General features: G+C 70.3%; 20 protein-coding genes and 1 pseudogene. 7 read left to right on the top strand and 14 right to left on the bottom strand.

Translation table 11 applies throughout. The annotated features are described in order from the left end of the window. Window positions 1-445: 445 nt before the first annotated feature. From ACIQMV_RS06310 to ACIQMV_RS06330, 5 genes and pseudogenes are all read right to left on the bottom strand, one after another. Window positions 446-1153 (bottom strand): annotated as a pseudogene (locus tag ACIQMV_RS06310) (BTAD domain-containing putative transcriptional regulator); the annotation flags it as partial. A 108-nt stretch (window positions 1154-1261) separates the two neighbouring features. Continuing rightward, window positions 1262-1918 (bottom strand): hypothetical protein, encoded by a 657-nt coding sequence (locus ACIQMV_RS06315; protein WP_401778328.1) that lies wholly within the window; start codon window positions 1916-1918, stop codon window positions 1262-1264. A gap of 132 nt (window positions 1919-2050) precedes the next feature. After that, window positions 2051-2851 (bottom strand): amino acid ABC transporter ATP-binding protein, encoded by an 801-nt coding sequence (locus tag ACIQMV_RS06320; RefSeq protein WP_402591526.1) that lies wholly within the window; start codon window positions 2849-2851, stop codon window positions 2051-2053. Next, window positions 2848-3777 carry an amino acid ABC transporter permease gene (locus tag ACIQMV_RS06325; RefSeq protein ID WP_402591528.1) on the bottom strand — a complete coding sequence of 310 codons (930 nt, stop codon included), beginning with the start codon at window positions 3775-3777 and terminating at the stop codon, window positions 2848-2850. Before ACIQMV_RS06325 ends, ACIQMV_RS06320 begins: the two co-directional genes overlap by 4 nt. A 37-nt stretch (window positions 3778-3814) precedes the next feature. After that, window positions 3815-4771, bottom strand: a complete 957-nt coding sequence (locus ACIQMV_RS06330; RefSeq protein ID WP_402591530.1) for an ABC transporter substrate-binding protein — start codon at window positions 4769-4771, stop codon at window positions 3815-3817. A gap of 548 nt (window positions 4772-5319) precedes the next feature. On the opposite strand from ACIQMV_RS06330, the gene ACIQMV_RS06335 reads away from it, so the two are divergent. The 4 genes from ACIQMV_RS06335 (at window position 5320) to ACIQMV_RS06350 (ending at window position 8584) form a co-directional block, all read left to right on the top strand. Further along, window positions 5320-6543, top strand: a complete 1224-nt coding sequence (locus ACIQMV_RS06335; RefSeq protein WP_402591532.1) for an NADP-dependent malic enzyme — start codon at window positions 5320-5322, stop codon at window positions 6541-6543. A gap of 141 nt (window positions 6544-6684) precedes the next feature. Continuing rightward, window positions 6685-7650 carry a zinc-binding dehydrogenase gene (locus ACIQMV_RS06340; protein WP_402591536.1) on the top strand — a complete coding sequence of 322 codons (966 nt, stop codon included), beginning with the start codon at window positions 6685-6687 and terminating at the stop codon, window positions 7648-7650. Between the two features lie 158 nt (window positions 7651-7808). Further along, window positions 7809-8018, top strand: coding sequence for a helix-turn-helix domain-containing protein (locus tag ACIQMV_RS06345; RefSeq protein ID WP_018571396.1), 210 nt, complete (start codon window positions 7809-7811; stop codon window positions 8016-8018). Next, entirely contained in the window at window positions 8018-8584 is a 567-nt protein-coding gene (locus tag ACIQMV_RS06350; RefSeq protein WP_402591537.1) for a Clp protease N-terminal domain-containing protein, read from the top strand. The genes ACIQMV_RS06345 and ACIQMV_RS06350 overlap by 1 nt, the downstream gene beginning before the upstream one ends. Before the next feature lie 39 nt (window positions 8585-8623). On the opposite strand, the gene ACIQMV_RS06355 is transcribed toward ACIQMV_RS06350, so the two are convergent. The 7 genes from ACIQMV_RS06355 to ACIQMV_RS06385 form a co-directional block, all read right to left on the bottom strand. Then, window positions 8624-9622, bottom strand: a complete 999-nt coding sequence (locus tag ACIQMV_RS06355; RefSeq protein ID WP_402591539.1) for a helix-turn-helix transcriptional regulator — start codon at window positions 9620-9622, stop codon at window positions 8624-8626. A 1-nt stretch (window position 9623) separates the two neighbouring features. Then, complete coding sequence (locus tag ACIQMV_RS06360) at window positions 9624-10550, bottom strand: DUF4097 family beta strand repeat-containing protein (RefSeq protein ID WP_402591541.1); 927 nt, start codon at window positions 10548-10550, stop codon at window positions 9624-9626. Between the two features lie 172 nt (window positions 10551-10722). Then, the gene (locus ACIQMV_RS06365) at window positions 10723-10902 is read right to left on the bottom strand and encodes a DUF6104 family protein (protein ID WP_003992906.1); all 180 of its coding nucleotides are present in this window, start codon (window positions 10900-10902) and stop codon (window positions 10723-10725) included. Between the two features lie 86 nt (window positions 10903-10988). Beyond that, on the bottom strand, window positions 10989-14810 hold the full coding sequence (locus ACIQMV_RS06370; RefSeq protein WP_402591543.1) for a multifunctional oxoglutarate decarboxylase/oxoglutarate dehydrogenase thiamine pyrophosphate-binding subunit/dihydrolipoyllysine-residue succinyltransferase subunit: 3822 nt from the start codon (window positions 14808-14810) through the stop codon (window positions 10989-10991). 282 nt (window positions 14811-15092) lie between these two features. Then, window positions 15093-16199 (bottom strand): ATP-binding protein, encoded by a 1107-nt coding sequence (locus tag ACIQMV_RS06375; protein WP_141358458.1) that lies wholly within the window; start codon window positions 16197-16199, stop codon window positions 15093-15095. Beyond that, window positions 16196-16933, bottom strand: coding sequence for a response regulator transcription factor (locus ACIQMV_RS06380; RefSeq protein ID WP_141358456.1), 738 nt, complete (start codon window positions 16931-16933; stop codon window positions 16196-16198). The genes ACIQMV_RS06375 and ACIQMV_RS06380 overlap by 4 nt, the downstream gene beginning before the upstream one ends. 122 nt (window positions 16934-17055) lie before the next feature. Beyond that, the gene (locus ACIQMV_RS06385; RefSeq protein ID WP_402591546.1) at window positions 17056-17733 is read right to left on the bottom strand and encodes a spermidine synthase; all 678 of its coding nucleotides are present in this window, start codon (window positions 17731-17733) and stop codon (window positions 17056-17058) included. 239 nt (window positions 17734-17972) lie between these two features. Here ACIQMV_RS06385 and ACIQMV_RS06390 point away from each other — a divergent pair, with 239 nt between their 5' ends. Further along, window positions 17973-18863, top strand: a complete 891-nt coding sequence (locus ACIQMV_RS06390) for a rhomboid-like protein (protein WP_402591548.1) — start codon at window positions 17973-17975, stop codon at window positions 18861-18863. Between the two features lie 252 nt (window positions 18864-19115). Beyond that, window positions 19116-21548: an endopeptidase La gene (lon, locus tag ACIQMV_RS06395; protein WP_402591550.1), complete on the top strand. Its 2433-nt coding sequence runs from the start codon at window positions 19116-19118 to the stop codon at window positions 21546-21548. A gap of 661 nt (window positions 21549-22209) precedes the next feature. Here the strand turns inward: lon and ACIQMV_RS06400 are convergent. Continuing rightward, on the bottom strand, window positions 22210-23028 hold the full coding sequence (locus ACIQMV_RS06400; protein WP_402591552.1) for a lysozyme: 819 nt from the start codon (window positions 23026-23028) through the stop codon (window positions 22210-22212). A 297-nt stretch (window positions 23029-23325) separates the two neighbouring features. Between ACIQMV_RS06400 and ACIQMV_RS06405 the strand changes: the two genes are divergently transcribed. Then, on the top strand, window positions 23326-23817 hold the full coding sequence (locus ACIQMV_RS06405; protein WP_384171434.1) for a MarR family winged helix-turn-helix transcriptional regulator: 492 nt from the start codon (window positions 23326-23328) through the stop codon (window positions 23815-23817). A 21-nt stretch (window positions 23818-23838) separates the two neighbouring features. On the opposite strand, the gene ACIQMV_RS06410 is transcribed toward ACIQMV_RS06405, so the two are convergent. After that, on the bottom strand, window positions 23839-24627 hold the full coding sequence (locus ACIQMV_RS06410; protein ID WP_402591554.1) for a protein phosphatase 2C domain-containing protein: 789 nt from the start codon (window positions 24625-24627) through the stop codon (window positions 23839-23841). Between the last annotated feature and the right edge of the window lie 152 nt (window positions 24628-24779).

Genomic DNA, 24779 nt, shown 5'->3' on the forward strand with positions numbered 1-24779 from the left:
GCGGCCATGTGACCTCGCCGCTGATGCCCAGCGGTGCCCGCGAGGCCGCCAGCACGGTGGTGCCCGGCTGGGAGAGCAGCCTGCGGGCAGCAGCGGCCGAGCCAGGCAGGCGCTCGCAGTCGTCCAGTACGACGAGGGCGTGCCGTCCGGTGCCGGGGCCCGGCAGCGCCCCGGGGAGCGCCGTCCCTGCCTCGGCCGGGCCGGTGACGGTCACCCCGTCCGTGTAGCGGGCGGCCACCATATGAGCGGTGTCCAGCGCCAGCGTGGACTTGCCGCAGCCGCCGGGTCCCGTGACGGTCACCAGCCGGTGGCCCAGCGTCAGTCCGGCGAGCTCGGCCCGCTCTCGGTCCCGGCCGACGACCGTGACGTACGGCCGGGCGCCCCGCCACCGAGGGTGCGGGAGAGACGTGTGCCTGTCGGTGCCGGCTGCAGCGAGGATCCGGCTGTGCAACGCCCGCAACTCCGCGGCGGGTTCGATCCCGAGCTCGCTGTCCAGGAAGGTGTACAACTCCTGGTATGTCTCCAGTGCCTCCTTGGCGCGGCCGGATCCGTGCAGCGCCTCCATCAGCCGGCCCCACCGGCGCTCGCGGAACGGCTCGGCACGCACCAGCTTCCTGAACTCCGCGATCACGTGCATCTGTTCACCGGCATCGAGGTACGCGTCCAGCAGCTCGTCCTCGGCCGCCAGACGCAACTCCCGAAGCCTGGCAGTCTCGTCACACAGGGACGCCGTCAGCTCCATGCCTTCCAGGACGTCGCCTCGCCACAGGTCCAGCGCTGCCGTGAAGCGGCGCACGGCCTGCTGCGACCGGCCTGTGCGAGCGGCGGTGCGCGCTTCGGCGACGAGGTGTCCGAACAGGTCCGAGTCCAGGTCGTCCGTCTCGATCTGGACCCGGTAGCCGTCATGTGCCGTTGTCAGCAGGCCCTCTCCCAGCTGCTTGCGCAGGGCCGAGAGGTAGGCGTGGAGATTGGCCCGGGCCGATGGCGGCGGCGCGTCCTGCCAGAGCGCGCGGGTGAGTTCCACGGTGGAAACGGTGCGACCGTTGCGCAGGAACAACATGGCGAGCAGGAGGCGGGGTTTGCGGCGCCGCAGCGTCAGCGGTTGCCCCGCCTCCGTACACACGCGCAATGGTCCGAGTATGCGGTACCTCACTGTGGTGTGCCCCCGCCTTCAGCGATCGGATGTCACTGAATGTGGAGAGTCCTGTTGCCGTGCGCCGGTTGTCGGCCAGTCGGTCCCGTTACCAGTTGGTGACCGGCACTAGTTGAAGACCTTCGCACAGACCTTGAGGGCCTTGCTGAACGAGTCGTCCTCGTTGCCCAGGACCACTCTGGCGGACACGTCGGCCCGCAGGCAGATCTCCTTGTGCCCCTCATAGGGCTTGGCATCCAGGGACTTCGGGTTGAACGTCACGGGACGGCCCGTGTTGTTCTGGGTGTAGACGTGGCCCTTCTTGGGGAACGAGGACGTCGCCTTGGCCACCTTGATGCGGCCGCACTTCTTGGTCGGCGTGACACCGACGGCGAACGGTACGTTGACGGTGATGGCCGTGGAGGTGTGGCACCCGTAGTCGTAGATGTACTGCGACATCTTCACGCTGCTCACATCGCGCGGTGCGCCACTGCGGTTGCATTTGCCCTTGACGGTCATCTTCAGCTGGGGATTCTTCAGCTTGATCTGGTCGATCCAGATGTCCTTGCGACCGGTCGTGGGCTGCTTGAGCCACCAGCGGTACTCCATGGTGCCGGTGATCATCAGCGTGACACACCTGTCGAGCGGCTTGGACCAACTCTGGAAACTGTCGCTGTACGTCCGACTCGACCAGTGTTTGGTGACCGCGTTCGCCTGGGCGTTCGCACAGACGACCATCGCCAGTGCCAGTGGTACGGCGGTCAGCAACCTCTTCTTCGCCTTCATGGCGTCCCCCTCTGCACGGAGAAGGCGGCGTTCATCGCCGCCGGGCGGCAGTGATGATCGCCCCGGACGCCATGCACCCCGCCACACAGAAGTGTGTGGCGGGGTGCATGGCGTGGACCGGACGCGTGGCGGTCACAGCACCTTGGAGAGGAACGACTGGGTGCGCTCGTGCTGCGGATTGGTCAGGACCTCGCGCGGGTGGCCGGATTCGACCACTACTCCGTCGTCCATGAAGACCAGGGAGTCGCCGACCTCCCGGGCGAAGCCCATCTCATGGGTGACGACGATCATGGTCATGCCGTCTTCGGCGAGGTCCCGCATCACGTCGAGTACCTCACCGACGAGTTCGGGGTCCAGAGCCGAGGTGGGCTCGTCGAAGAGCATCAGCTTCGGCTGCATCGCCAGCGCGCGGGCGATGGCGACGCGCTGCTGCTGGCCGCCGGAGAGCTGGGCGGGGTAGTGGCCGGTCCGGTCGCCGAGGCCCACCCGGTCCAGCAGCTGCTGTGCCCGCTCCCGAGCCACCGCCTTCGACTCGCGCTTGACCTGGACCGGCGCCTCCATGACGTTCTCCAGCGCCGTCATGTGGGGGAAGAGGTTGAAGCGCTGGAACACCATGCCGATGTCCCGTCGCTGCGCCGCGACCTCCGACTCCTTCAGCTCGTAGAGCTTGTCGCCCTTCTGGCGGTAGCCGACCAGTTCACCGTCGACGTACAGCCGGCCGGCGCTGATCTTCTCCAGGTGGTTGATGCACCGCAGGAAGGTGGACTTGCCGGAGCCGGACGGCCCGATGAGGCAGAACACCTCACGTGGGTTCACCTCCAGGTCGATGCCCTTGAGGATGTGGGCGAGCCCGAAGGACTTGTGCACGCCCTCGGCCCGCACCATTGGTCCACCGCTGCCGCTGTTGAGGGCATCCTTGCCGAGCAGGCTCATCGGGCCACCTCCGGGCGACGGAACGAACCGAACAGACGGAGGTTCTTCTTCAGCCGCTGGAGCGGTGTCGGCGGCAGGCTGCGGGTGGAACCGCGAGCGTAGCGGCGCTCCAGGTAGTACTGGCCGACGCTGAAGACACTGGTGAGGATCAGGTACCAGATCGACGCGACGAAGTACATCTCGACCACGGCCAGCGACGTGCTGGAGATGTCCGTGGACCGCTTCATGAGTTCGTTGAACTGCACCGCGTACGCCAGCGACGAGGTCTTCAGCATGTTGATGAACTCGTTGCCGGTCGGCGGCACGATCACCCGCATCGCCTGCGGCAGGACCACGCGCCGCAGCGTCCTGCCCCGCGTCATGCCCAGCGCCTGCGCGGCCTCCGTCTGCCCCTCGTCGACCGACTGGATGCCGGCCCGGACGATCTCCGACATGTAGGCGGCCTCGTTCAGCCCCAGACCCAGCAAGGCCGCCAGGAACGGGGTCATCACCTGGTTCATCTCGTCCTTGTAGAACCCCAGGTTGAGGATGGGGAAGATGAGCGAGATGTTGTACCAGAGCAGCAGCTGGACCAGGACCGGCGTGCCGCGGAAGAACCAGACGTAGAACCAGGCGACCGTGCTGGTGACCGGGTTCGACGACATTCGCATCACGGCGAGGACCACGCCGAGCGCCAGGCCGAGCACCATGGCGAGCACGGAGATGTACAGCGTGTGCCAGACGCCCGACAGGATGGTGCCGTCCGTCAGGTAGTCCGGGATGGTGTTGTAGTGGATCTTCGCGTTGGAGAAGGCCACGCCGATCAGTACCAGGATCACGATCACGGCGGCGCCGGCCACCCAGCGGCCGTAGTGGCGCACGGGTATGGCCCTGATCTGCTCCGGTGGCGGCCCCGCAGTGGGAACCTTTTCCACGATGTCAGTCACGGTGACTGCCCTTCGCTGTCGTCAGTGCTGTGCGAGCTCAGGAACCACCGTTGATCTTGGCCTCCGTGACAGCACCGTCCGTGACGTTCCACTTCTCGAGGATCTTCTGGTAGTCGCCGTTCTTGATGATGGCATTCATGGCGGCCTGGATCGCGTCGCGGAGCTGGGTGTTGCCCTTGCTCACGGCGATGCCGTAGGGCCCGGCCTCGATCTGGTCACCGACGACCTCGAAGTCGCTGCCGCCGCCGGACGTCTTGGCGTTGTAGGCGGCGACCGGGAAGTCGTTCAGGTCGGCGACGGACGCGCCCTGCTTGAGCCGGAGCAGGGCCTCGGGGTCGGTGTCGAAGGACTGCAGCGTGATGGCCTTCTTGCCGTCCTGCTTGCACTTGGCGTTCTGCTTCTTGGCGATGCCCTCGGAGGTGGTGGCCCGCTGCAGGGCGACCACCTTGCCGCACAGGTCGTCCAGGCTCTTGATGCCCTTGGGGTTGCCCTTCTGGACCAGGATCGAGGTGCCGGCGGTGAAGTAGTCGACGAAGTCGACGCCGTCTCCGGCCTTCTTGCCGGTTTCGGAGTCGACGCCGTCCTGGCGGTTCTTCGTGTCGTTCATCGCCGACATGATCATGTTGAACCGGCCGGACTGCATACCGACGATGAGCTGGTCGAACTTGCCATTCTGGAAATCGAACCGCACGCCCAGCTGCTTGGTGAGGGCTTCGGCGATGTCCGGGTCGATACCGACGGCCTTGCCGTCCTTCATGAACTCGACCGGCGGGTACGCGATGTCCGAGCCGACCTTGATCACGCCGGCCTTGCGGATGTCCTGGGGGAGCTTGCCGGCCAGCGGCGCCGAGGAGGCGTTCGAGCTGCCGTCGCCGCCCTTGTCGGTCTGGTCACCGCAGCCGGTGAGGATCAGGGCGCCGGTGACCACGATCGCACCGACCGCAGCTAGCCGGGAGTGCGCGGCGGTCGTACGACGGGTGGAGCGTGCGGTCATTGTGGTTCCTCCGGCTGATGGATGGAGCTGCCGACGGGGCGACGAGAACGCACACCTTCGGGTGTTGCGACCTCGTGTGATTGACCGCATCTTGCCATTCGGGCTGCGCCATTCAGGGGCGTCGCCATGTCAAAATCGGATAACGGGTGACCCCCGAACCACGCGGAGCGGCTTCGGCGAAGCCGGACCATCTGCGGGAATGCCTTCTTTCGGCCGGAAGATCTTCGGCCCGTCTCAGGATGCGGTCTGCCGGGACATGATGTTTGAGTGCACTTGCGGCCCTGTCGGGCATTCGACGACGAGTTGTCCCCATATTGGGCCAAGTGCCGCGCCTCCGTCATGTGACCTTGACGTTATGGACTCGTCGTTGACGCCGGTCGTCCGGTAAGAAGGTTCTTTACACCCCTCATCCGGGGCTCAGAGCGCGTGTGCGGCGCGCCCGTCGCGTAGAGGGCCGAAGGCATCACTCACGGTCCGTGCGCGGTCCCGCCCGCTCCTCACCAGGAGCGGCAACCCTCAAACCATGAACACTTAAGGGGTAAAACCAAGTGGCAGCGGAGATCGTCAATCCTCGCAGCGACCGCGGTACGGATCAGGACGGCGGGGCTGAGCCGCTCGATTCCTTCGATCCGGCCTTCGCGCTGCACCGAGGCGGCAAGATGGCCGTGCAGGCCACCGTGCCCGTCCGCGACAAGGACGACCTGTCCCTGGCGTACACGCCCGGCGTCGCGCGCGTGTGCTCCGCCATCGCGGAGCAGCCGGAGCTGGTCCACGACTACACGTGGAAGTCGTCCGTGGTCGCCGTCGTGACCGACGGCACGGCCGTACTCGGGCTCGGTGACATCGGCCCCGAAGCCTCCCTCCCGGTGATGGAGGGCAAGGCGATCCTGTTCAAGCAGTTCGGCGGCGTGGATGCGGTGCCGATCGCGCTGAGCTGCACCGACGTCGACGAGATCATCGAGACCGTGGTGCGCCTCGCGCCGTCCTTCGGCGGCGTGAACCTGGAGGACATCTCGGCCCCCCGGTGCTTCGAGATCGAGCGCAGGCTCCAGGAGCGTCTGGACATCCCGGTCTTCCACGACGACCAGCACGGCACGGCGGTCGTGACCCTCGCGGCGCTGCGCAACGCGGCGCGGCTGAGCGGGCGGGCGATCGGGGACCTGCGGGCCGTCATCTCGGGCGCGGGCGCGGCCGGTGTCGCCATCGCCAAGATGCTGATCGGGGCCGGTATCGGCGATGTCGCGGTCGCCGACCGCAAGGGCGTGGTGTCGGCCGACCGCACGGACCTGACGCAGGTCAAGCGCGAGGTGGCCGAGTTCACCAACAAGGCCGGGATCAGCGGTTCCCTGGAGGACGCGCTGGCCGGCGCCGACGTCTTCATCGGCGTCTCCGGCGGCACGGTCGCGGAGGAGGCCGTGGCGTCGATGGCCGAGGGCGCCTTCGTGTTCGCCATGGCCAACCCGAACCCCGAGGTGCACCCCGAGGTCGCGCACAAGTACGCGGCGGTCGTGGCGACCGGGCGCTCGGACTTCCCCAACCAGATCAACAACGTTCTGGCCTTCCCCGGCATCTTCGCGGGCGCGCTCCAGGTGCGGGCGTCCCGGATCACCGAGGGAATGAAGATCGCGGCGGCCGAGGCGCTGGCCGGGGTCGTCGGGGACGACCTCGCCGCGGACTACGTGATCCCCTCGCCGTTCGACGAGCGGGTGGCCCCGGCCGTGACCGCGGCGGTGGCCGCCGCGGCCCGTGCCGAGGGCGTGGCGCGTCGCTGAGCCGGCCCGAACGGCCCCGTCCCCCGAGGACGGGGCCGTTTCTCTTGTCCTCCTGCCCGGTGCTCTCCTGCCCGGCAAGAGGGTGAGTGTCACAGAGGCGCGTGGTTCCGCCGGCCGGGGCGCACCCCTATGGTCAAGGTCATGTTCGCTGTCTACGCCGCCCGAATCGACCGCGACCAGCCGCTGAGCGGCCTGGAGTCGGGGGAGCGCCCCGCCCCCGAGACCCGACCCGGCTGGAGCACGGTCAACGTCAGGGCCGCCTCACTGAACCACCACGACCTCTGGTCGCTGAGGGGGGTGGGGCTGTCCGAGGACAAGCTCCCCATGATCCTCGGCTGCGACGCCGCCGGCGTCGACGAGGACGGCAACGAGGTCGTCCTGCACTCCGTGATCGGACAGAGCGGGCACGGGGTCGGGCCCGGGGAGCCCCGGTCCATCCTCACCGAGCGCTACCAGGGCACCTTCGCCGAACAGGTGGCCGTGCCGACCTGGAACGTCCTGCCCAAGCCCAAGGAGCTCTCCTTCGAGGAGGCCGCCTGCCTGCCCACGGCCTGGCTCACGGCGTACCGCATGCTCTTCACCAACGCCGGCGTGCGTCCCGGCGACTCCGTACTCGTCCAAGGCGCCGGCGGCGGTGTCGCCACGGCCGCGATCGTGCTCGGCAAGACGGCCGGGCTGCGGGTGTTCGCCACCAGCCGGGACGAGGCCAAGCGCAGGCGCGCGGTGGAGCTGGGCGCGGTGGAGGCGCTGGAGCCGGGGGCGCGGCTGCCGCAGCGGGTGGACGCGGTGATCGAGACCGTCGGCGCGGCCACCTGGTCGCACTCGGTCAAGTCGCTGCGGCCCGGCGGCACGATCGTCATCTCCGGGGCCACGAGCGGCGACCGGCCGTCCCACGCCGAGCTGACGCGCATCTTCTTCCTGGAGCTGAAGGTCGTCGGCTCGACCATGGGCACCAAGGACGAACTGGAGGATCTGCTGTCCTTCTGCGCCGCCACCGGGGTCCGTCCCGTCATCGACGAGGTGCTGCCGCTCGACCGGGCCCGCGAGGGCTTCGAACGGCTGGAGTCGGGCGGCCACTTCGGCAAGGTCGTGCTCACCACGTCCTGACTCTCGCCACCTGTTCTCCAAGCGGCGGGTCCGGGCGTCTTCCGGGCCCGCCGTTCGCCTGCCCGCGCCTCGGGCGTCTCCGGCCCCCGGATGTCTCCACCCCCTGGATACGTCAACCATGGTTGACGACCCTCGCGGTGTCAATGTAGGTTGACGGCATGACCGAAGCAACGGATCTCGCCGAGCGCGCAGGCGACCGCGATCCCCGAGTCGGGCTGCGGGCCGTCGCCGCGCTGCGCCGGCTGCTCGAGCAGCTGGAGGCGGTACAGGTGCGCAGCGCGCGCAACCAGGGCTGGTCGTGGCAGGAGATCGCCGCCGAGCTCGGAGTGAGCAGGCAGGCCGTGCACAAGAAGTACGGGAGGCAGTGATGTTCGAACGGTTCACGAAGGACGCCCGGGCCGTGGTGCGGGGTGCGGTGGAGTACGCCGAGGACGCGGGAGCGCAGACCGTGGACGCCGAGCACCTGCTGCTCGCCCTTCTCGACCGCGAGGGCAGCCGTGGGTCCTTCGCGCTGGCGGCGCTGGGGCTCGACGAGCGCGGGGAGCCCGTGCGGCAGGCGCTGCACGACGCGCGGCGGCACGCCGGCCTGTCCCGGGCCGACACCGACGCCCTCGCGGGCCTGGGTATCGACGTCTCCGAGATCGTCTCCCGGGTGGAGGAGGCGCACGGCGTCGGGGCGATGTCCGGCGACCGGCAGGGCAAGGATGCCCGGCCGGGCCGCCGCACCTTCGGCCGGAGTGCCAAGGACACCCTTGAGAAGGCCCTGCGCTCGGCGCTGGCCCACCGTGACCGGCACATCGGCGACGAGCACATCCTCCTCGCCCTGACCGTCCGCCCGGGCGTGCCCGCCGAGGCCCTCGCCGACCACGGCGTGACCCACGAGTCGGTGACCCGCGTGCTGTACGGCGGGGGACAGGCACGGGCGGCCGGCTGAGTCGAGGGGTGGCCGCCCGAGTGGGCCGGCGGGCGGCCGTCAGACCTTCGGGCGGTGCAGGAGCGAGGCGATGTGGGCCGCCGCCGTGGACAGATGGCGACGGGCCTCACGGAGCTGGTCGGCGGTGATGCCGTTGTCCCGGGCCGTGTCGCGGATGTCGTCGCGGAAGCGGTCCAGGAGGCGGTCCAGGTCGCGGGCCGGGTCGCCGGTGAGGTCCTCGTGCGCCCAGGCCGGTTCGTAGTCGGCCGGGAAGTCCTCCGGGGTCGTGGAGTACTCGGGGCGGGCCGTGCCGCGGCCGACGTAGTCCTTGCCGAAGTCGCCGAACTCCTTGGCGAGTTCGGTCAGGCCCTCGCGTACCCCCGTGGGCCAGTCGCCCCGGTTGAAGTGGTCCTGCACCTGCTCCTGGACCCGCTTGGCGATGCGCTGCAACTCCTCCTGCGCCTGGGTCCGCGCCCGCTCCTGAGCCTCCTTGGCCTGCCGCCGGGCCCGCTGGGCCTCGTCGCGCGCCCTGCGGCTCTCCTCCTTCGCGCGCCGCGCCTGCTCCTTCCACTCCTGCTTGACGCGCCGCATCTCCTCCTTGGCGGCCTGCCAGGCCTCCTTGTCGTCGGCCTTGCCGTGCTCGCCGTGCTCTGCGTGTTCCCCGGTGCCCTCCCGGGCCTGGGACGCCGCCGCGCGCATCTCTCGCCGCAGATCGCCCGCGGCGCCGCGCACATCGGCGCGGATCTCCGCGGCGAGTTCGGCGACGGACTCGCGGATCTCCAGCTCCAGGTCGGCCAGTTCACCACTGCGGTCGGCCAGTTCGGCGCGGCCCGCGTCCGTGATCGCGTACACCTTGCGGCCGCCCTCGGTGGTGTGCGTGACCAGGCCCTCGGCCTCCAGCTTGGCCAGCCGCGGATACACCGTGCCCGCCGAGGGGGCGTACAGGCCCTGGAAGCGCTCCTCCAGCAGCCGGATCACCTCGTAGCCGTGGCGCGGGGCCTCGTCGAGCAGCTTGAGCAGGTAGAGGCGCAGGCGGCCGTGGGCGAAGACGGGAGGCATGTCAGAGCACCTTCCTGTCGGTCGTGCCATCGGTCTTGCCGGTCGCGTCACCGTCGGTGCCGCCGCTGGAATCCCCGGCCGGGCGGGCGTTTCGCGGCTCCGCCTCCCACGGTCCGTCCTCCGTGGGCGGGCGCCGCAGCAGCGCGATGGAGCCGGAGACGGTGGTCGCCTTCAGCCGGCCGTTGCCCGCGCCGAGGCGGCCGGTGATCCGCTTGGCGCCCCACTGGCCGCCGACCTTGAGGTCCTCGAAGGCGTTGGACACCGTCCCGCTCGCGGTGTTCGCGTCCACCCGTGCGTCCGCCGGGTGGGGGAGCCGGATGGCGATCTCACCGGAGACGCTGGTCAGGCTGACGTCGGTGGGGCCGCCCGTCGGGTCGAGATCGACGACCATCGACCCGCTCACCGAGTCCGCCCTGACCGAGGGACCGGCGCCGTCGACCACCGTCAGGTCGCCGGAGACCGAGTTGAACCGCAGATCACCGGAGAGGGCCTGCGCCTCCACGTTCCCCGACACGGTGTCCGCGCGCACCGGGCCTGTCAGGCCCACCAGGGTGGTGTCCCCGGAGACGCCCTTGACCTCGGCGCGTCCGTCGATTCCCGAGACCATCGCGCCGGCACCGACCACGCCCAGCTCCACGCGCGCGCTCGCCGGAACGGCCACGGAGACCACGGCGCTGCGCCGCCAGCCCTTGTTGTCCAGCCACTTGAGGAAGCCCTTCCAGGGCAGGTCCTCGTACGCCACCGTCAGCGTCCCGCCCTGCTGGGTGACGATCAGCGGAGGCCCCTCGATCTCCGAGACCTCCAGGCGGGCCGGACCCTCGTCGGCACCCACGACGTTCACCGTTCCGTGCACGATGCGGACGTTGAGTGCGGTCACCGGCTCGTCGAAGGTGAGCTTCCTGGGCTCACCGACGGACCACTCGGACATGGTGCAGACCTCCCCGGACGGGACGCGACACGCCATATCGCGTCGCCTGCAACCACGATATATCGCGTCCGCGCGAAGTCAAGACACTCGTTCCGGTGAGGCAAGGGCAGACCCCCGAAATGCGAACAGGGCGCCCCCTGGGGGGCGCCCCGCACCGAACGGACGTCGGTCTCTACTCGTCGTCCTCGTCGTCCAGCCGGGCCAGCCAGGTCGCCAGCCGCTCCACCGGCACCTCGAAGTCCGGATTCAGGTCGACGAAGGTCCGCAGCTGCTCGGCCAGCCACTCGAAGGTGACTTCCTCCTCGCCCCGCCGCTTCTCCAGCTCTTCGATGCCACGGTCTGTGAAGTACATGTGGTCAAGGATAGGTGCGCCGAAACGACCGGGCCGCACCCCCGTTCAGGGGGTGCGGCCCGGTCAGGTACGACGCGCGGGGGCGGTTACGCCTCGAACACCTCGCGCACCAGCTGCTCCTGCTCCGCCTGGTGCCGCTTCGCGGAACCGACGGCCGGAGAGGAGCTGTGCGGACGGGAGATGCGGCGCAGGCGCTCGCCGGCCGGGATGTCCGCGCCGACCGCCAGGTCCAGGTGGTCGATGAGGTTCAGGGCGATGAACGGCCACGCGCCCTGGTTCGCCGGCTCCTCCTGGGCCCACAGGTACTTCTCCGCGTTCGGGTACTTGGCGATCTCCGCCTGGAGCTCGGCACCCGGCAGCGGGTACAGCCGCTCGAGGCGGATGATCGCCGTCTCGGCAGCCGCGGCGTCCGCCGCGCCCCGCTTGCGGCGCTCGGCGTCCAGGTCGTAGTAGACCTTGCCCGCGGTGAAGACGACCTTCTTCACCGCCGCCGGGTCCACCGTCTCGTCACCGATGACCGGACGGAACTGACCCGTGGTGAACTCCTCCGCCTTCGACGCCGCGGCCTTCAGGCGCAGCATCGACTTCGGGGTGAAGACGACCAGCGGCTTGTGGTGCGGGTTGTGCACCTGCCACCGCAGGAGGTGGAAGTAGTTCGACGGCAGGGTCGGCATCGCGACCGTCATGTTGTTCTGCGCGCACAGCTGGAGGAACCGCTCCGGGCGGGCGGAGGAGTGGTCCGGGCCCTGGCCCTCGTAGCCGTGCGGCAGGAGCAGGGTGACGCCGGAGGTCTGGCCCCACTTCTGCTCGGCGGAGGAGATGAACTCGTCCACCACCGTCTGGGCGCCGTTGGTGAAGTCGCCGAACTGGGCCTCCCACATCACCAGCGCGTCCGGGCGGGCCAGCGAGTAGCCGTACTCGAAGCCCATCGCCGCGTACTCGGACAGCAGGGAGTCGTAGACGTTGTACCGGGCCTGGTCCTCGGACAGGTACAGCAGCGGGGTGAAGTCCTCGCCCGTCTCACGGTCGATGATCACCGCGTGCCGCTGGCCGAAGGTGCCGCGGCGGGAGTCCTGGCCGGACAGCCGGACCGGGACGCCCTCCAGGAGCAGCGAGCCGATGGCGAGGGTCTCGCCCATGCCCCAGTCGATCGTCCCGTCCTCGACCATCGCCGCCCGGCGCTGCAGCTGCGGCAGCAGACGCGGGTGGACGGTGATGTGGTCGGGGATGTTGACCTGCGACTCGGCGATGCGCTTGACGGCCTCGGCGGAGACGGCCGTGGACACCGCGACCGGGAAGCCGTCCTGCGGCGCCTGGACGTCCGCGGAGGCCGGCTGGGAGGTGGCCTCGCGGACCTCGGTGAAGACCTTCTCCAGCTGGCCCTGGTAGTCCTGGAGCGCCTGCTCGGCCTCTTCCAGGGTGATGTCGCCCCGGCCGATCAGCGACTCGGTGTAGAGCTTGCGCACCGAGCGCTTCTTGTCGATCAGGTCGTACATCAGCGGCTGGGTGAAGGCCGGGTTGTCCGACTCGTTGTGACCGCGGCGGCGGTAGCAGATGAGGTCGATCACCACGTCCTTGTTGAACGCCTGGCGGAACTCGAAGGCCAGCCGCGCCACGCGGACCACGGCCTCCGGGTCGTCGCCGTTCACGTGGAAGATCGGGGCCTCGATCATCCTCGCCACGTCCGTCGCGTACATGGAGGAACGCGAGGACTCCGGGGCGGCCGTGAAGCCGACCTGGTTGTTGATGACGATGTGGACCGTGCCGCCGGTGCGGTAGCCGCGCAGCTGCGACATGTTCAGGGTCTCGGCCACCACGCCCTGGCCCGCGAAGGCCGCGTCGCCGTGGATGGCCACCGGCAGGACCGTGAAGTCCGTGCCGCCCTTGTTGATGATGTCCTGCTTGGCGCGGGAGACGCCCTCCAGGACCGGGTCCACCGCCTCCAGGTGGGAGGGGTTGGCCACCAGCGAGACGTTGATCTGCTCGCCGTCCAGGCCGGTGAAGGTGCCCTCGGCGCCCAGGTGGTACTTCACGTCGCCGGAGCCGTGCATCGACTTCGGGTCGAGGTTGCCCTCGAACTCGCGGAAGATCTGCGCGTACGACTTGCCGACGATGTTGGCCAGGACGTTGAGGCGGCCGCGGTGGGCCATGCCGATGACGACCTCGTCCAGGCGGGACTCGGCCGCCGAGTCGATGACCGCGTCCAGCAGCGGGATGACGGACTCGCCGCCCTCCAGGGAGAACCGCTTCTGGCCGACGTACTTCGTCTGCAGGAAGGTCTCGAAGGCCTCGGCCGCGTTCAGCCGGCGCAGGATGCGCAGCTGCTCCTCGCGCTCCGGCTTGGAGTGCGGGCGCTCGACGCGGTCCTGGATCCACTTGCGCTGCCTGGGGTCCTGGATGTGCATGAACTCGATGCCGACCGTGCGGCAGTACGAGTCGCGCAGGACACCGAGGATGTCGCGCAGCTTCATCAGCGTCTTGCCGGCGAAGCCGCCGACCGCGAAGTCGCGCTCCAGGTCCCACAGGGTGAGCCCGTGCTCGGTGATGTCCAGGTCGGGGTGCTTGCGCTGCTGGTACTCCAGCGGGTCGGTGTCGGCCATGACGTGACCGCGGACCCGGTAGGAGTGGATCAGCTCGAAGACGCGGGCGGCCTTCGTGACGTCGTCGTCGTGCGAGGCGTCGATGTCCTTGAGCCAGCGGACCGGCTCGTAGGGGATGCGCAGCGACTTGAAGATGTCGTCGTAGAAGTCGCGCTCGCCGAGCAGCAGGTTGGCGACGGCGCGCAGGAACTCGCCGGAGGCGGCGCCCTGGATCACCCGGTGGTCGTAGGTCGACGTGAGCGTCATGACCTTGGAGATGCCGAGCTTGTTCAGGGTGTCCTGGGAGGTGCCCTGGAACTCCGCCGGGTAGTCCATGGAGCCGACGCCCATGATCACCGACTGGCCGGGCATCAGGCGCGGCACGGAGTGGACCGTGCCGAGACCGCCGGGGTTGGTGAGGGAGACGGTGACGCCGGTGAAGTCGTCCATCGTCAGCTTGTTGTCGCGGGCGCGACGGACGATGTCCTCGTAGGCCTGCCAGAACTCGAAGAAGTTCAGCGTCTCGGCCTTCTTGATGGCGGCCACGACGAGCTGGCGGTCGCCGTTGGGCTTGACCAGGTCGATGGCCAGGCCGAGGTTGACGTGGTCCGGCTTGACCAGGGTGGGCTTGCCGTCCTTCTCGGCGAAGGACCAGTTCATCGACGGCATCTGCTTGATGGCCTGGACCATCGCGTAGCCGATGATGTGCGTGAAGGAGATCTTCCCGCCGCGGGCCCGCTTGAGGTGGTTGTTGATGACGATGCGGTTGTCGAACAGCAGCTTCACCGGGACGGCGCGCACGGACGTGGCCGTGGGCAGTTCCAGCGAGGCGTTCATGTTCTTCGCGACCGCGGCGGAGGGACCACGCAGCGTGACGAACTCCGGACCCGCCGGTGCCTCGGCGGCGGGCGCGGCCTTGGCGGCGGGCTTCGCCGGCGCCGGGGCCTGAGCCACGGGCTTCGCGGGAGCCGGAGCGGCTGCCGCGGGCCGCGGCGCGGCCGGGGCCTGCGCGGCCGGGGCCTGCGCGGGAGCGGCGGGCGCGGCGGCGGCCTGGGGAGCGGGCCGGGCCGGGGCGGCCGGAGCCGTGGTGGTGGTCTCCGCGGCCCCCGCGGCCGCGGTACCCGCCGGGGCCTGCGGGGCGGCAGCCCCCGGCCTGTAGTCGGCGAAGAAGTCCCACCAGGCGCGGTCTACGGAGTTCGGGTCCTGGAGGTACTGCTGATAGATCTCGTCGACGAGCCACTCGTTGGCACCGAACGCGGCCGCGGGGTTCTTCCCGGCTTGGTCGGTGTCGGTCGAGATGCTCGAGTTACTGGGGGACTGTGGCGACACGGCGGCAACCGCCCTCTTCCGCTTCACAAGAATGATGGACAGCGGGAATAAAGGCTACGCCCCCGAGAGGGGGAAGGTCAGGTCGGGCCACTCCTTCGTCATGTAAGTCACATCAAAACCCGGGTTTCGGGGGTTGAAATGGCGGGAAACAAGCGTAGTTCCGCTGCGCCAGGGAAGGGGGGACCCGGGCCTGACCCCTGTGGGATGCAGGCCCCGTCCTGATCACACGTGTCCGCCTGCGCGGATGCTCGTGGATCTTGGGGTTCGTGATCGAACTTTACGTCAACTTGGCAAAGAGGGCAGGCCCGGAAGAGTGACGAGGATCCGGCAGCCCCGCTCGGATTCGGCCACCCCGATACGGCCACCGTGCAGATCCACCGCCCAGCGGGCGATCGCCAGGCCGAGTCCGGTGCCGCCGTCGCTGCCCGGGCCGTGCGGCCGGTTCACCGCGCCCCGGTTGAAACGCTCGAAGACGCGGTGCCACTCCGAGCGCGGGATGCCGGGCCCCTCGTCCAGGACCTCCAGCTCCAGCGACTGCGGCTGCGGGCCGCGCCGCGCCTTCACCGTCACGCGCCCGTGCGGCGGGCTGTGCTTGACCGCGTTGTCGATCAGGTTGGCGACCACCTGGTGGATGCGCTCGGGGTCGGCGTGCGCGGTCAGATCGGGCGGAAAGACGTCCAGGTGCAGATGGACGTCCGTACGGGAGTGGCTGCCGGAGTCGGAGGCGATGCCCGCGCGGGCCGAGGCGACCATGTTGGCCTCCTTCAGCACACCCGACAGGTAGGGCCACACCTCGAAGCGGCGCAGTTTCAGCGGCACCACGCCGTTGTCCAGGCGGGACAGGTCCAGCAGCGTCTCCACCAGCCGGCCGAGCCGCTCGGTCTGCTTCAGCGCCGTGCGCATGGTCTCGGGATCGGCCTCGGTGACCCCGTCGACGATGTTCTCCAGCACCGCGCGCAGGCCCGCGATGGGCGTGCGCAGCTCGTGCGAGACGTTCGCCACCAGCTCCTTGCGCTGGCGGTCCTGCGCCGCCAGCTCGTCGGCCATGCGGTTGATCGTCTGGGCCAGGTCGCCCAGCTCGTCCCGGCGGCTCTCGCGCACCCGGCGCGTGTAGTCGCCGTGCGAGATGGAGCGGGCCACCGTGTTCATCTCGTCCAGCGGCGCGGTGAGCGAGTGCGCCACGAACTGCGTGATGAGCAGCGTGGCGATCATCGAGAAGACCGTGATGAAGCGCAGCTCGGTCGCCGTGCGCACCGCGATCATCAGCAGACCGGTGGTGATCAGCACCGATATGACGACCAGCGCGCCCAGCTTGGTCTTGATCGAGAACGGGCGAACGCCACCCCAGGGCTCGCCCTGGTCCCTCCGTGCGGCCGGCCCGTCGCTCACGGTGTCGGTGTCTCCAGCGCGTAGCCCACGCCGTGCACTGTGCGGATCCGCTCGGCGCCGATCTTCCGGCGCAGCGCCTTGATGTGGCTGTCCACGGTCCGGGTGCCGGAGGCGTCCGCCCAGTCCCACACCTCGGCCAGCAGCTGCTCGCGCGAGAGCACCGCGCGCGGGGTGTTCGCCAGGCACACCAGCAGGTCGAACTCCGTCGGGGTGAGGTGGACGTCCTCGCCGCGCACGCGCACCCGACGCTGTGCGTGGTCGATCTCGAGTTCGCCCAGACGCAGGATGCCGCTGCGCGGCGTCGTCGCGGCCAGCGCGGCCCGCTCCATGCGGCGCAGCAGCACGTGCACGCGTGCGGCCAGCTCCCGCATCGAGAACGGCTTGGTCATGTAGTCGTCGGCACCGACCCCGAGGCCGACCAGCATGTCGGTCTCGTCGTCCCGCGCGGTGAGCATCAGCACCGGCACCGGGCGCTGGGCCTGCACGCGGCGGCAGACCTCCAGGCCGTCGAAGCCGGGCAGCATGATGTCGAGGATCAGCAGGTCGGGCTGCCAGGCCTCGGCGGTGTCGACGGCGGCCGGGCCGTCGCCCGCGGTCTGCACGAGGAATCCCTCGGCGCGCAGACGGGTGGCGATGGCATCCATGATCGTCTGGTCGTCCTCGACCACCAGGACCCGGCGCTGGGCGCCCGGGGTGGCCGTCGTGCCGTTGTGCGCGGTGTGTGTCTGCTCCATCGCCCGCCCCTGAGTGTGCTTTCCGGAATCCGTGGGGTGATTCCTTGACTGCGCGTAGTTGCGATTGACGCTTGAATGATCGGCGCCAAGGGAGCAGCGTACGGGGACTCCCCACGCCTTTGCTATCCAGGTCGGACCGCGAGGTGCACGACGTCCGGAACGCCCCGGGCAACGGGGACCTCTTCGGTGCGCACCTGTCGGAATCCGACATTCCGCAAGGTTCCTTCAAATTCCGCAGATGGCTTCGCGGACCATACGGCGAGTACCCCGCCCGGCTTCAACACCCTTGCGCAGCTTGCCAGTCCGGCCTGTCCGTACAGCTCCTGGTTGTCCTCGGTGACCGTCCAGTCGGGGCCGTTGTCGATGTCCAGGCACAACGCGTCGAACGTGTCGGATGTCTCATTGACGTAGGCGATCATGTCTCCCTCGACGACCTCGGTGCGCGGGTCGGCCAGCGCGCCGGCGGTCAGCTCGGCGAGGGGGCCGCCGCGGTGCCAGTCGATGATCGCGCGTTCGCGTTCGACAACGGTGATCCGGCCCCAGTGCGGGTCCGCCGCGGCGTGCGCGAGTGAGAAGCCGACGCCGAGGCCGCCGATCAGCACGCTCGGTGCCCGCCGGTCCGGCAGCGCGGCGAGCGCCGCGTCGACCAGGAGGCGCTCGGAGCGCCCGTCGGAGGTGTCCATCAGGAAGCAGCCGTTGGCGATGATCTGCAGCAGCGCCCCGTGCCGGCGCAGCACGACCTCGCCGTGGGGGCCCTCGCGGCGGTCCAGCACCTCGGGGGCGTCGTACGAGCCGGTCATGGGGTCATCCTGCCCCAACGGACCCGTACGGCCACATGAATTAGGGGTGACACCCGTGTGCGAGCGCGCCGCGGGCCGTGATCGTCGGCCGGGGGCGCCAGGGTCGCTGGGGTAGTTGGGGTAGCTGGGGTGGCCGGGAACCTAATAGGTTGCTGAGAATTGTCGCGTGGGTGGCGCCAGTCATGGACAGGGGCGCCCGGGATGCGAAGTGTGGGGCGCGACGGAAGGAGTGCCGCACCGTGGAACGGACCGCGACGGCCGGCCTCTCGGGCCCGCCGGCACCTTCGGGTGGGCCCCTGCCTCCGGACGCCGTGGTGGACGACGGCGCGGACAGGGGCGCGGTCGTGGCCGGCGTTCCGGTGGAGGTGCCGCGGGCGCCGGCCGGGATGCCGCAGCAGCGGGCGCGTGGCACTGTCCCGGGAGGCGTGCGCGCGGAACCGGCGCGCCCGGCGCGGCCTGCCGCGGGACTCCGGGGGCTGCGCGGTCCGCGCCCCTGGCGGCTGCTGCCCACCCCCGCAGGCACCCCCTTCACCTTCGGGTACGCGGCCCTGCTCGCCGTCACCTCGCTCGTCGCCCGGTACGCCGATCCCGCGGTGGTGGACGCCCTGCGCCAGAGCTCCAGCACGGATGTCGCCCACCTGGTGCGGGCGCCCCTGCTGGTGCTGCCGGCCAGCGCGCTGTGGATCGCGGGCGGCATCGTGTCGGCGTACTCCCTGTGCTTCCTGCTGGTGCTCACCGCGCTGGAACGCCGGATAGGCGGTCTGCGCACCGCCGGTGTGTTCCTGTTCGGGCACGTGCTGGCCACCCTCGCCACCGAGGTCCCCATCGGGCTCGCGGTGCTCACGGGCCGTCTGCCGGACAGTGCGGCGCACCGCCTCGACTACGGCATCAGCTTCGGTGTCGCGGCCAGTCTCGGCGCCCTGGCCGGCCTGCTCACGCCCTGGCTGCGCTGGCCCCTGCTCACCGTGTTCGTGGGCATGCTGGTCCAGGACCTGGCCGCGTTCGACGATCCGATGACGAGCTGCGGCCATCTGATCGCGGTGGGGCTCGGTGTGGCGACGTGGCCGGTGATGCGGCGCTGGCGGCGGGCGCGCCTCGCGGAGGCGGGTGCCGCGCCCGGGACGGGCTGAGCCTCTTACGGCTCCCTGCCCCCCGTCCCTCCCTGTTCCTCCCTGTCCCACTCCTCCTTCTCCCTTCTCCGCCTTCTCCCTCCCATCTCTCTCCTCTCCATCTCTCTCCTCTCTCCTTTCTTTCTTCTTCCTTTCTCCTTGTGTGCTGGTTGTGGATGTCCGATCGCTCAGAGCGAACAGATGACAGGGAACAATCCACCGGCGTCGTGCATTGAGTCGGCATAGCTCAACTTGACTGCCGAAGGGGAGATCATGGCTGCTGAGTCCACTGCCTTCACACCGCTCACCCTGCCCGTGTTGCCACTCGACGACGAGGTCGTGCTGCCCGGAATGGTGGTTCCGCTGGACCTGAGCGACGCCGAGGTACGGGCCGCGGTGGAGGCCGCGCAGGCCGCCGCGCGGGACGAGCCCGGCAAGCCCAGGGTGCTGTTGGTGCCGAGGGTCGAGGGGACGTACGCCAGAACCGGTGTGCTGGGCACGGTCGAGCAGGTGGGCCGGCTGGCCGACGGTGATCCGGGCGCGCTCATCCGTGGCCGCGGTCGTGTGCGGATCGGTGCCGGGACCACCGGTCCTGGCGCGGCGCTGTGGGTCGAGGGGACCCGGATCGAGGAGAACCTGCCCGAACCTCTGCCCGGCCAGGTCGCCGAGCTGGTGAAGGAGTACAAGGCGCTCGCCACGGCCTGGCTGCGCAAGCGCGGCGCCTGGCAGGTGGTCGACCGCGTGCAGGCCATCGACGACGTCTCCGCGCTCGCCGACAACTCCGGCTACTCGCCCTTCCTGACCACCGAGCAGAAGGTCGAGCTGCTGGAGACCGCCGACCCGGTGGCCCGGCTCAAGCTCGCCACGCAGCAGTTGCGCGACCACCTCGCCGAGCAGGACGTGGCGGAGTCCATCGCCAAGGACGTCCAGGAGGGCGTCGACAAGCAGCAGCGCGAATTCCTGCTGCGGCGCCAGCTGGAGGCCGTCCGCAAGGAGCTGCGCGAGCTGAACGGCGAGAGCGACGGCGAGGAGTCCGACGACTACCGCGCCCGCGTCGAGGCCGCCGACCTGCCCGAGAAGGTCCGGGAGGCCGCGCTCAAGGAGGTCGACAAGCTGGAGCGCGCCTCCGACGCCTCTCCCGAGGGCTCCTGGATCCGCACCTGGCTCGACACGATCCTCGAGATGCCGTGGAACGAGCGAACCGATGACAGTGCTTCCGCCTACGACATCCAGGGCGCCAAGGCGGTCCTGGACGCCGAGCACGCGGGCCTGGAGGACGTGAAGGAGCGGATCACCGAGTACCTGGCGGTGCGCAAGAGGCGCGGCGACCGGGGCCTGGGTGTGATCGGCGGGCGGCGCGGCGGTGCCGTGCTCGCGCTCGTCGGGCCGCCCGGTGTGGGAAAGACCAGCCTCGGCGAGTCCGTGGCCCACGCGATGGGACGGAAGTTCGTGCGCGTCGCCCTGGGCGGCGTCCGCGACGAGGCCGAGATCCGCGGCCACCGGCGTACGTACGTCGGTGCGCTGCCGGGGCGGATCGTGCGCGCCGTCAAGGAGGCCGGGTCGATGAACCCGGTGGTCCTGCTGGACGAGATCGACAAGGTGGGCTCCGACTTCCGCGGCGACCCGGCCGCGGCCCTGCTCGAAGTCCTGGACCCGGCGCAGAACCACACGTTCCGGGACCACTACCTGGAGGTGGAGCTGGACCTGTCCGACGTCGTCTTCCTGGCCACGGCCAACGTCCTGGAGGCGATCCCGGAGGCGCTGGCCGACCGCATGGAGATCGTGCGCCTGGACGGCTACACCGAGGACGAGAAGGTCGTCATCGCGCGCGACCACCTGCTTCCGCGCCAGCTGGAGCGGGCCGGCCTGCGCGGCGACGAGGTGACGATCGAGGAGGGGGCGCTGCGCAGGCTCGCCGGCGAGTACACGCGCGAGGCGGGCGTGCGCACCCTGGAGCGGTCCCTCGCACGGCTGCTGCGCAAGATCGCGGCGCAGCACGAACTGGCGGAGCGGGAGCTGCCGTTCACCGTCACGGACGGTGAACTGCGGGGGCTGATCGGCCGCCCGCACCACGTTCCGGAGTCCGCCCAGGACCCGGCCGAGCGGCGTACGTCCGTGCCGGGCGTGGCGACGGGCCTCGCGGTCACCGGGGCCGGCGGCGACGTCCTCTTCGTCGAGGCGTCCCTGGCGGACCCGGAGACGGGCGCGGCCGGGCTGACCCTGACCGGTCAGCTGGGCGATGTGATGAAGGAGTCCGCGCAGATCGCGCTGAGCTTCCTGCGCAGCCACGGCGCCGAACTGGAACTGCCCGTGGGTGACCTGAAGGACCGGGGTGTGCACATCCACTTCCCGGCGGGCGCGGTGCCGAAGGACGGTCCGAGCGCGGGCATCACGATGACGACCGCGCTCGCCTCGCTGCTGTCCGGTCGCCTGGTCCGCACGGACGTGGCGATGACCGGCGAGGTCTCGCTGACCGGGCGTGTCCTGCCCATCGGCGGCGTCAAGCAGAAGCTGCTCGCCGCCCATCGCGCGGGTGTGACGACGGTGGTCATCCCCAAGCGGAACGAGCCCGATCTGGACGACGTCCCGGCGGAGGTGCTGGACAAGCTCGACGTCCACGCCGTCACCGACGTCCGCCAGGTCCTGGAACTGGCCCTCACCCCCGCGACGAACGGTGCGTCACCGGAGGTCCCGGCCGCCGCCTAGCGCTGCCGCGCGGTGAGCGGTGCATCGGGGCGTGGGGGGGGGGGGGGGGGGCCCCCCCCCCCCCCCCCCCCCCCACGCCCGTTCCGCGAGTACGGCCCACCTCGGCCCGCCGGCCGCCCTCGCCTGACGGCAGGCCGTCACGACCGGCGTGGGTGACCCGCCGGCGAGCACGGCGAGTCTCTGGCCGTGTGGCCGTGCCCGGGGTTCCCGGCCGTATGGCCCCTGCGGGTTCTCCGGCTGGACCGTCACGCCCCGGTACTCCTGACCGAAGCGCCGTCCCCTCAAGGGGGGCCGGTCGAGCCCGTGAGCCCCGGGGCGGCGGGGGTTTCGTGTGTTCCGGGGCGCGCCCGGTGCGGGCCGCCGCGTCTGCGCCGGGCGCGCCCCGGGCCCCGGTCGGGGGCGACCCCCTGCCCGCGACCGGGGAGTGGTGGTGGGGCTGGTGCTGTGGCCGGGAAGGTTTGCCGGGAAGCTCGCGGCGTCCGGTGCTGGGGGCACCTCCCACGCCCTTCGGGCAGTGGGGGTGCATCGCAAGGCGGAGCATTGCCCGCGTACGGGATGTACTCGGGTGATGCGACAACGCGGCGTGGGGGTACCCCCGGCCGAAGGCTGGGGGAGTGCCGCGCCGGGCGCCGCGAGCCGGTGAACCTTTCCGGTCACCGCACTAGCCGTTGGCGAGTGCCTGTACGCGGTCGAGTGCGCCGTTGAACTTGTTGTGGTCGCCGACCGTCGGGCCGGACGACGTGTACTGCCACATGGTGTAGTAGCCCCAGCCGGCCGGCAGGGTGCCCGGGTCGGAGGCGTAACGGGCGATCCACAGCGGGTTGTTGGCGGCGAAGCCGCCGTAGTTGCCGGTGCACTCGGTCCACCAGCTCGTGGCCGTGTAGATCACGGCGTCCCGGCCCGTGCGGGCCTTGTAGGTGTTCAGGAAGTCGGCGATCCAGCCGACCATGGCGCTCGCCGTCTTGCCGTAGCAGGAGGCCCCGTACGGGTTCCACTCGATGTCGAGGACGCCCGGCAGGGTCTTGCCGTCGCGGGACCAGCCGCCGCCGTGGTCGACGAAGTAGTTGGCCTGGACGGCGCCGCTGGTGGTGTCCGGGGTGGCGAAGTGGTACGCGCCGCGGATCATGCCGACGTTGTACGAGCCGTTGTACTGCTGGGCGAAGTAGGGATTCGTGTAGTACGTCCCCTCGCTGGCCTTCGTGTACGCCCACTTGACGCCGCTGCTCCACAGCGTGGACCAGGCGACGTTGCCCTGGTAACTGGCCACGTCGACGCCCTCGGTCTGGGTGGCGTCCCCGCCGGCCGGCGTTCCGCCCCGGCCGTCGTGCGGCACGACGCCCATGCCCATGGAGGCGGAGCCGCGCGCGGGCACGGTGGCGGCGGCGGAGGGGAGGGTGAGGAGCAGGGAGAATGCGGCGAGCAGGATTCCCGCGGCGGTGAGTCGCCGTACGCGGGCCGTTCCGGATCTGTGCACGGACATGACGTGCCTCCGAGGCTCGGTGGTGCTCGGTGGGGGGATACGGGCATGTCCCGGTCACGGGCATGTCCCGGTCGCGCTGACGAGCAGGGCCACGCCGGCCCGCGACCGCGGGCGACAGCAGTGGCGTGAGCATGCCGGTAATTGCCTGGCAAAGAAGCTACGCACGTAGACCGGCGCCTGGGAAGGGGGCCCGGAGTCTGCCGATGGTCTACGCCTGCGAAATACTGGCGGAGCTGCGGTGATGGCGCCGACTGGCGGAAACTTTCAGGAACGGGAAACCTTCAGGCAGGGGCTGACGTGCACGAAGACGCGAACGGCGGCGGACGTGAGGTCGCGTCCGGCGCGGCACCGAGCGGTGCGGACCGGGAGTTCCTGTCCCTCGAACGGGAACTGACGGTGCTGCTGCGGCGTGCACGGGCCAACCAGGGCGAGATGGCCCGCGAGGTCCACCCCCACCTGGAGCCCGCCGCCTACGGACTGCTGGTCCGCCTGGAGGAGTGCGGCCGCCAGCGCGCCACGGAGCTGGCCGGCTACATCGGCGTCGGCAAGGCGACCATGTCACGCCAGCTGCACGCCCTGGAGGAACTCGGCCTGGTCGCCCGGGAACCGGACCCCGCCGACGGCCGGGCCTGGCTGGTGGCCCTCACCGACGACGGCCGCCGCCGGGTCGGCCAGGTGCGCGAGGCCCGCCGCGCCCGCTACGTCAGCCAGCTCGCCCACTGGGACCGCCGCGAGGTGGCCGAACTAGCCCGGCTGCTGCACGAGTTGAACGAAGTCACGGAGAAGTAGCCGGCCCGCGGCCCCGGCCGCTCACGATTCCACGAACACCACCGTCGCGTCGTCGTGCGTCTTGCTGCGGCGCAGATACGCCCGCTCCTCCTTGTCGGCCGACTCCAGGGCCCGCACCCGGCCCACGAGCGAGCCCGCCCCCTCCTCGCGCACGAGACCGAGGCACCGCGCCCAGTCGCCCGCGTGGAACTTCTCCACCCACCGCGCGGCGCCGTCCGTCAGCGCGGCCAGCGCGCGGACCTCGGCGCGCGGCACGCCGCCCGTCACGGCACGGGCGGCCACCGAGGGATCCGCCGCCGCGGTGAAGAAGCCGCCCTCCTTGTTGCGCACGACGGCGTCGATGAGCGCGTCCGTGGCGAGCGAGGCCCGGGGCAGCCGGGCCAGCCGGTCGTCCAGGACCGGGGTGACCGAGCCGTCGGGGGACTCCAGCAGCAGGACCGAGTCGGACAGCACCAGGTACTCGACCGTCTCCGCCGACCAGCGGGCCAGGACGACGGTCGCCTGAGGTGTACGCGGGTGAGAAAGGTCACAGGTCGGAGCGTGTGACTCGGCGGTACGGAGGATCGCGCGCGAAAGAATCTCCGGCAGCGTCAGATCTAGGCAGGAAACCGTCAGTTCGGTCAGTGCGCCGCCCAGCCGGGCGGTGAACCAGGAGACCGAATGCGAACACCCCGTGCCGGTCCGCGGTGGTGTCACCCCGTCCAGGACGACAAGGCAACCACCCTGTCCAGACGCGGGTAGTCCGATACTCGCGAAGTCCTCGTTGGGGCAGTCGGGACGGCCGGGCTCCGAAACAACCTCAGTGCGCATCCGGCCAGTCTGCACGAGCCCTTCACAAGCCCTGCGAAAGGGTGGCAACCGTCCGGGAATCGACGCGGCGACGCAGGTCAGCCGCCTGTTTTGGGCGCAATTGGATCACTCCGGCAAGGCGTGGCGGCGAATATTGCCAAAGCCCGCCGCAG

Origin of the sequence: Streptomyces sp. NPDC091412, from assembly GCF_044756885.1 — a bacterium.
GTDB lineage: Bacteria > Actinomycetota > Actinomycetes > Streptomycetales > Streptomycetaceae > Streptomyces.

Excerpts from the sequence above, each read along its gene's own strand:
- ACIQMV_RS06315 (WP_401778328.1), bottom strand. The coding sequence starts at position 1,918 with ATGAAGGCGAAGAAGAGGTTGCTGACCGCCGTACCACTGGCACTGGCG.
- ACIQMV_RS06320 (WP_402591526.1), bottom strand. The coding sequence starts at position 2,851 with ATGAGCCTGCTCGGCAAGGATGCCCTCAACAGCGGCAGCGGTGGACCA.
- ACIQMV_RS06330 (WP_402591530.1), bottom strand. The coding sequence starts at position 4,771 with ATGACCGCACGCTCCACCCGTCGTACGACCGCCGCGCACTCCCGGCTA.
- ACIQMV_RS06340 (WP_402591536.1), top strand. The coding sequence starts at position 6,685 with ATGTTCGCTGTCTACGCCGCCCGAATCGACCGCGACCAGCCGCTGAGC.
- ACIQMV_RS06345 (WP_018571396.1), top strand. The coding sequence starts at position 7,809 with ATGACCGAAGCAACGGATCTCGCCGAGCGCGCAGGCGACCGCGATCCC.
- ACIQMV_RS06350 (WP_402591537.1), top strand. The coding sequence starts at position 8,018 with ATGTTCGAACGGTTCACGAAGGACGCCCGGGCCGTGGTGCGGGGTGCG.
- ACIQMV_RS06355 (WP_402591539.1), bottom strand. The coding sequence starts at position 9,622 with ATGCCTCCCGTCTTCGCCCACGGCCGCCTGCGCCTCTACCTGCTCAAG.
- ACIQMV_RS06360 (WP_402591541.1), bottom strand. The coding sequence starts at position 10,550 with ATGTCCGAGTGGTCCGTCGGTGAGCCCAGGAAGCTCACCTTCGACGAG.
- ACIQMV_RS06365 (WP_003992906.1), bottom strand. The coding sequence starts at position 10,902 with ATGTACTTCACAGACCGTGGCATCGAAGAGCTGGAGAAGCGGCGGGGC.
- ACIQMV_RS06380 (WP_141358456.1), bottom strand. The coding sequence starts at position 16,933 with ATGGAGCAGACACACACCGCGCACAACGGCACGACGGCCACCCCGGGC.
- ACIQMV_RS06385 (WP_402591546.1), bottom strand. The coding sequence starts at position 17,733 with ATGACCGGCTCGTACGACGCCCCCGAGGTGCTGGACCGCCGCGAGGGC.
- lon (WP_402591550.1), top strand. The coding sequence starts at position 19,116 with ATGGCTGCTGAGTCCACTGCCTTCACACCGCTCACCCTGCCCGTGTTG.
- ACIQMV_RS06400 (WP_402591552.1), bottom strand. The coding sequence starts at position 23,028 with ATGTCCGTGCACAGATCCGGAACGGCCCGCGTACGGCGACTCACCGCC.
- ACIQMV_RS06410 (WP_402591554.1), bottom strand. The coding sequence starts at position 24,627 with ATGCGCACTGAGGTTGTTTCGGAGCCCGGCCGTCCCGACTGCCCCAAC.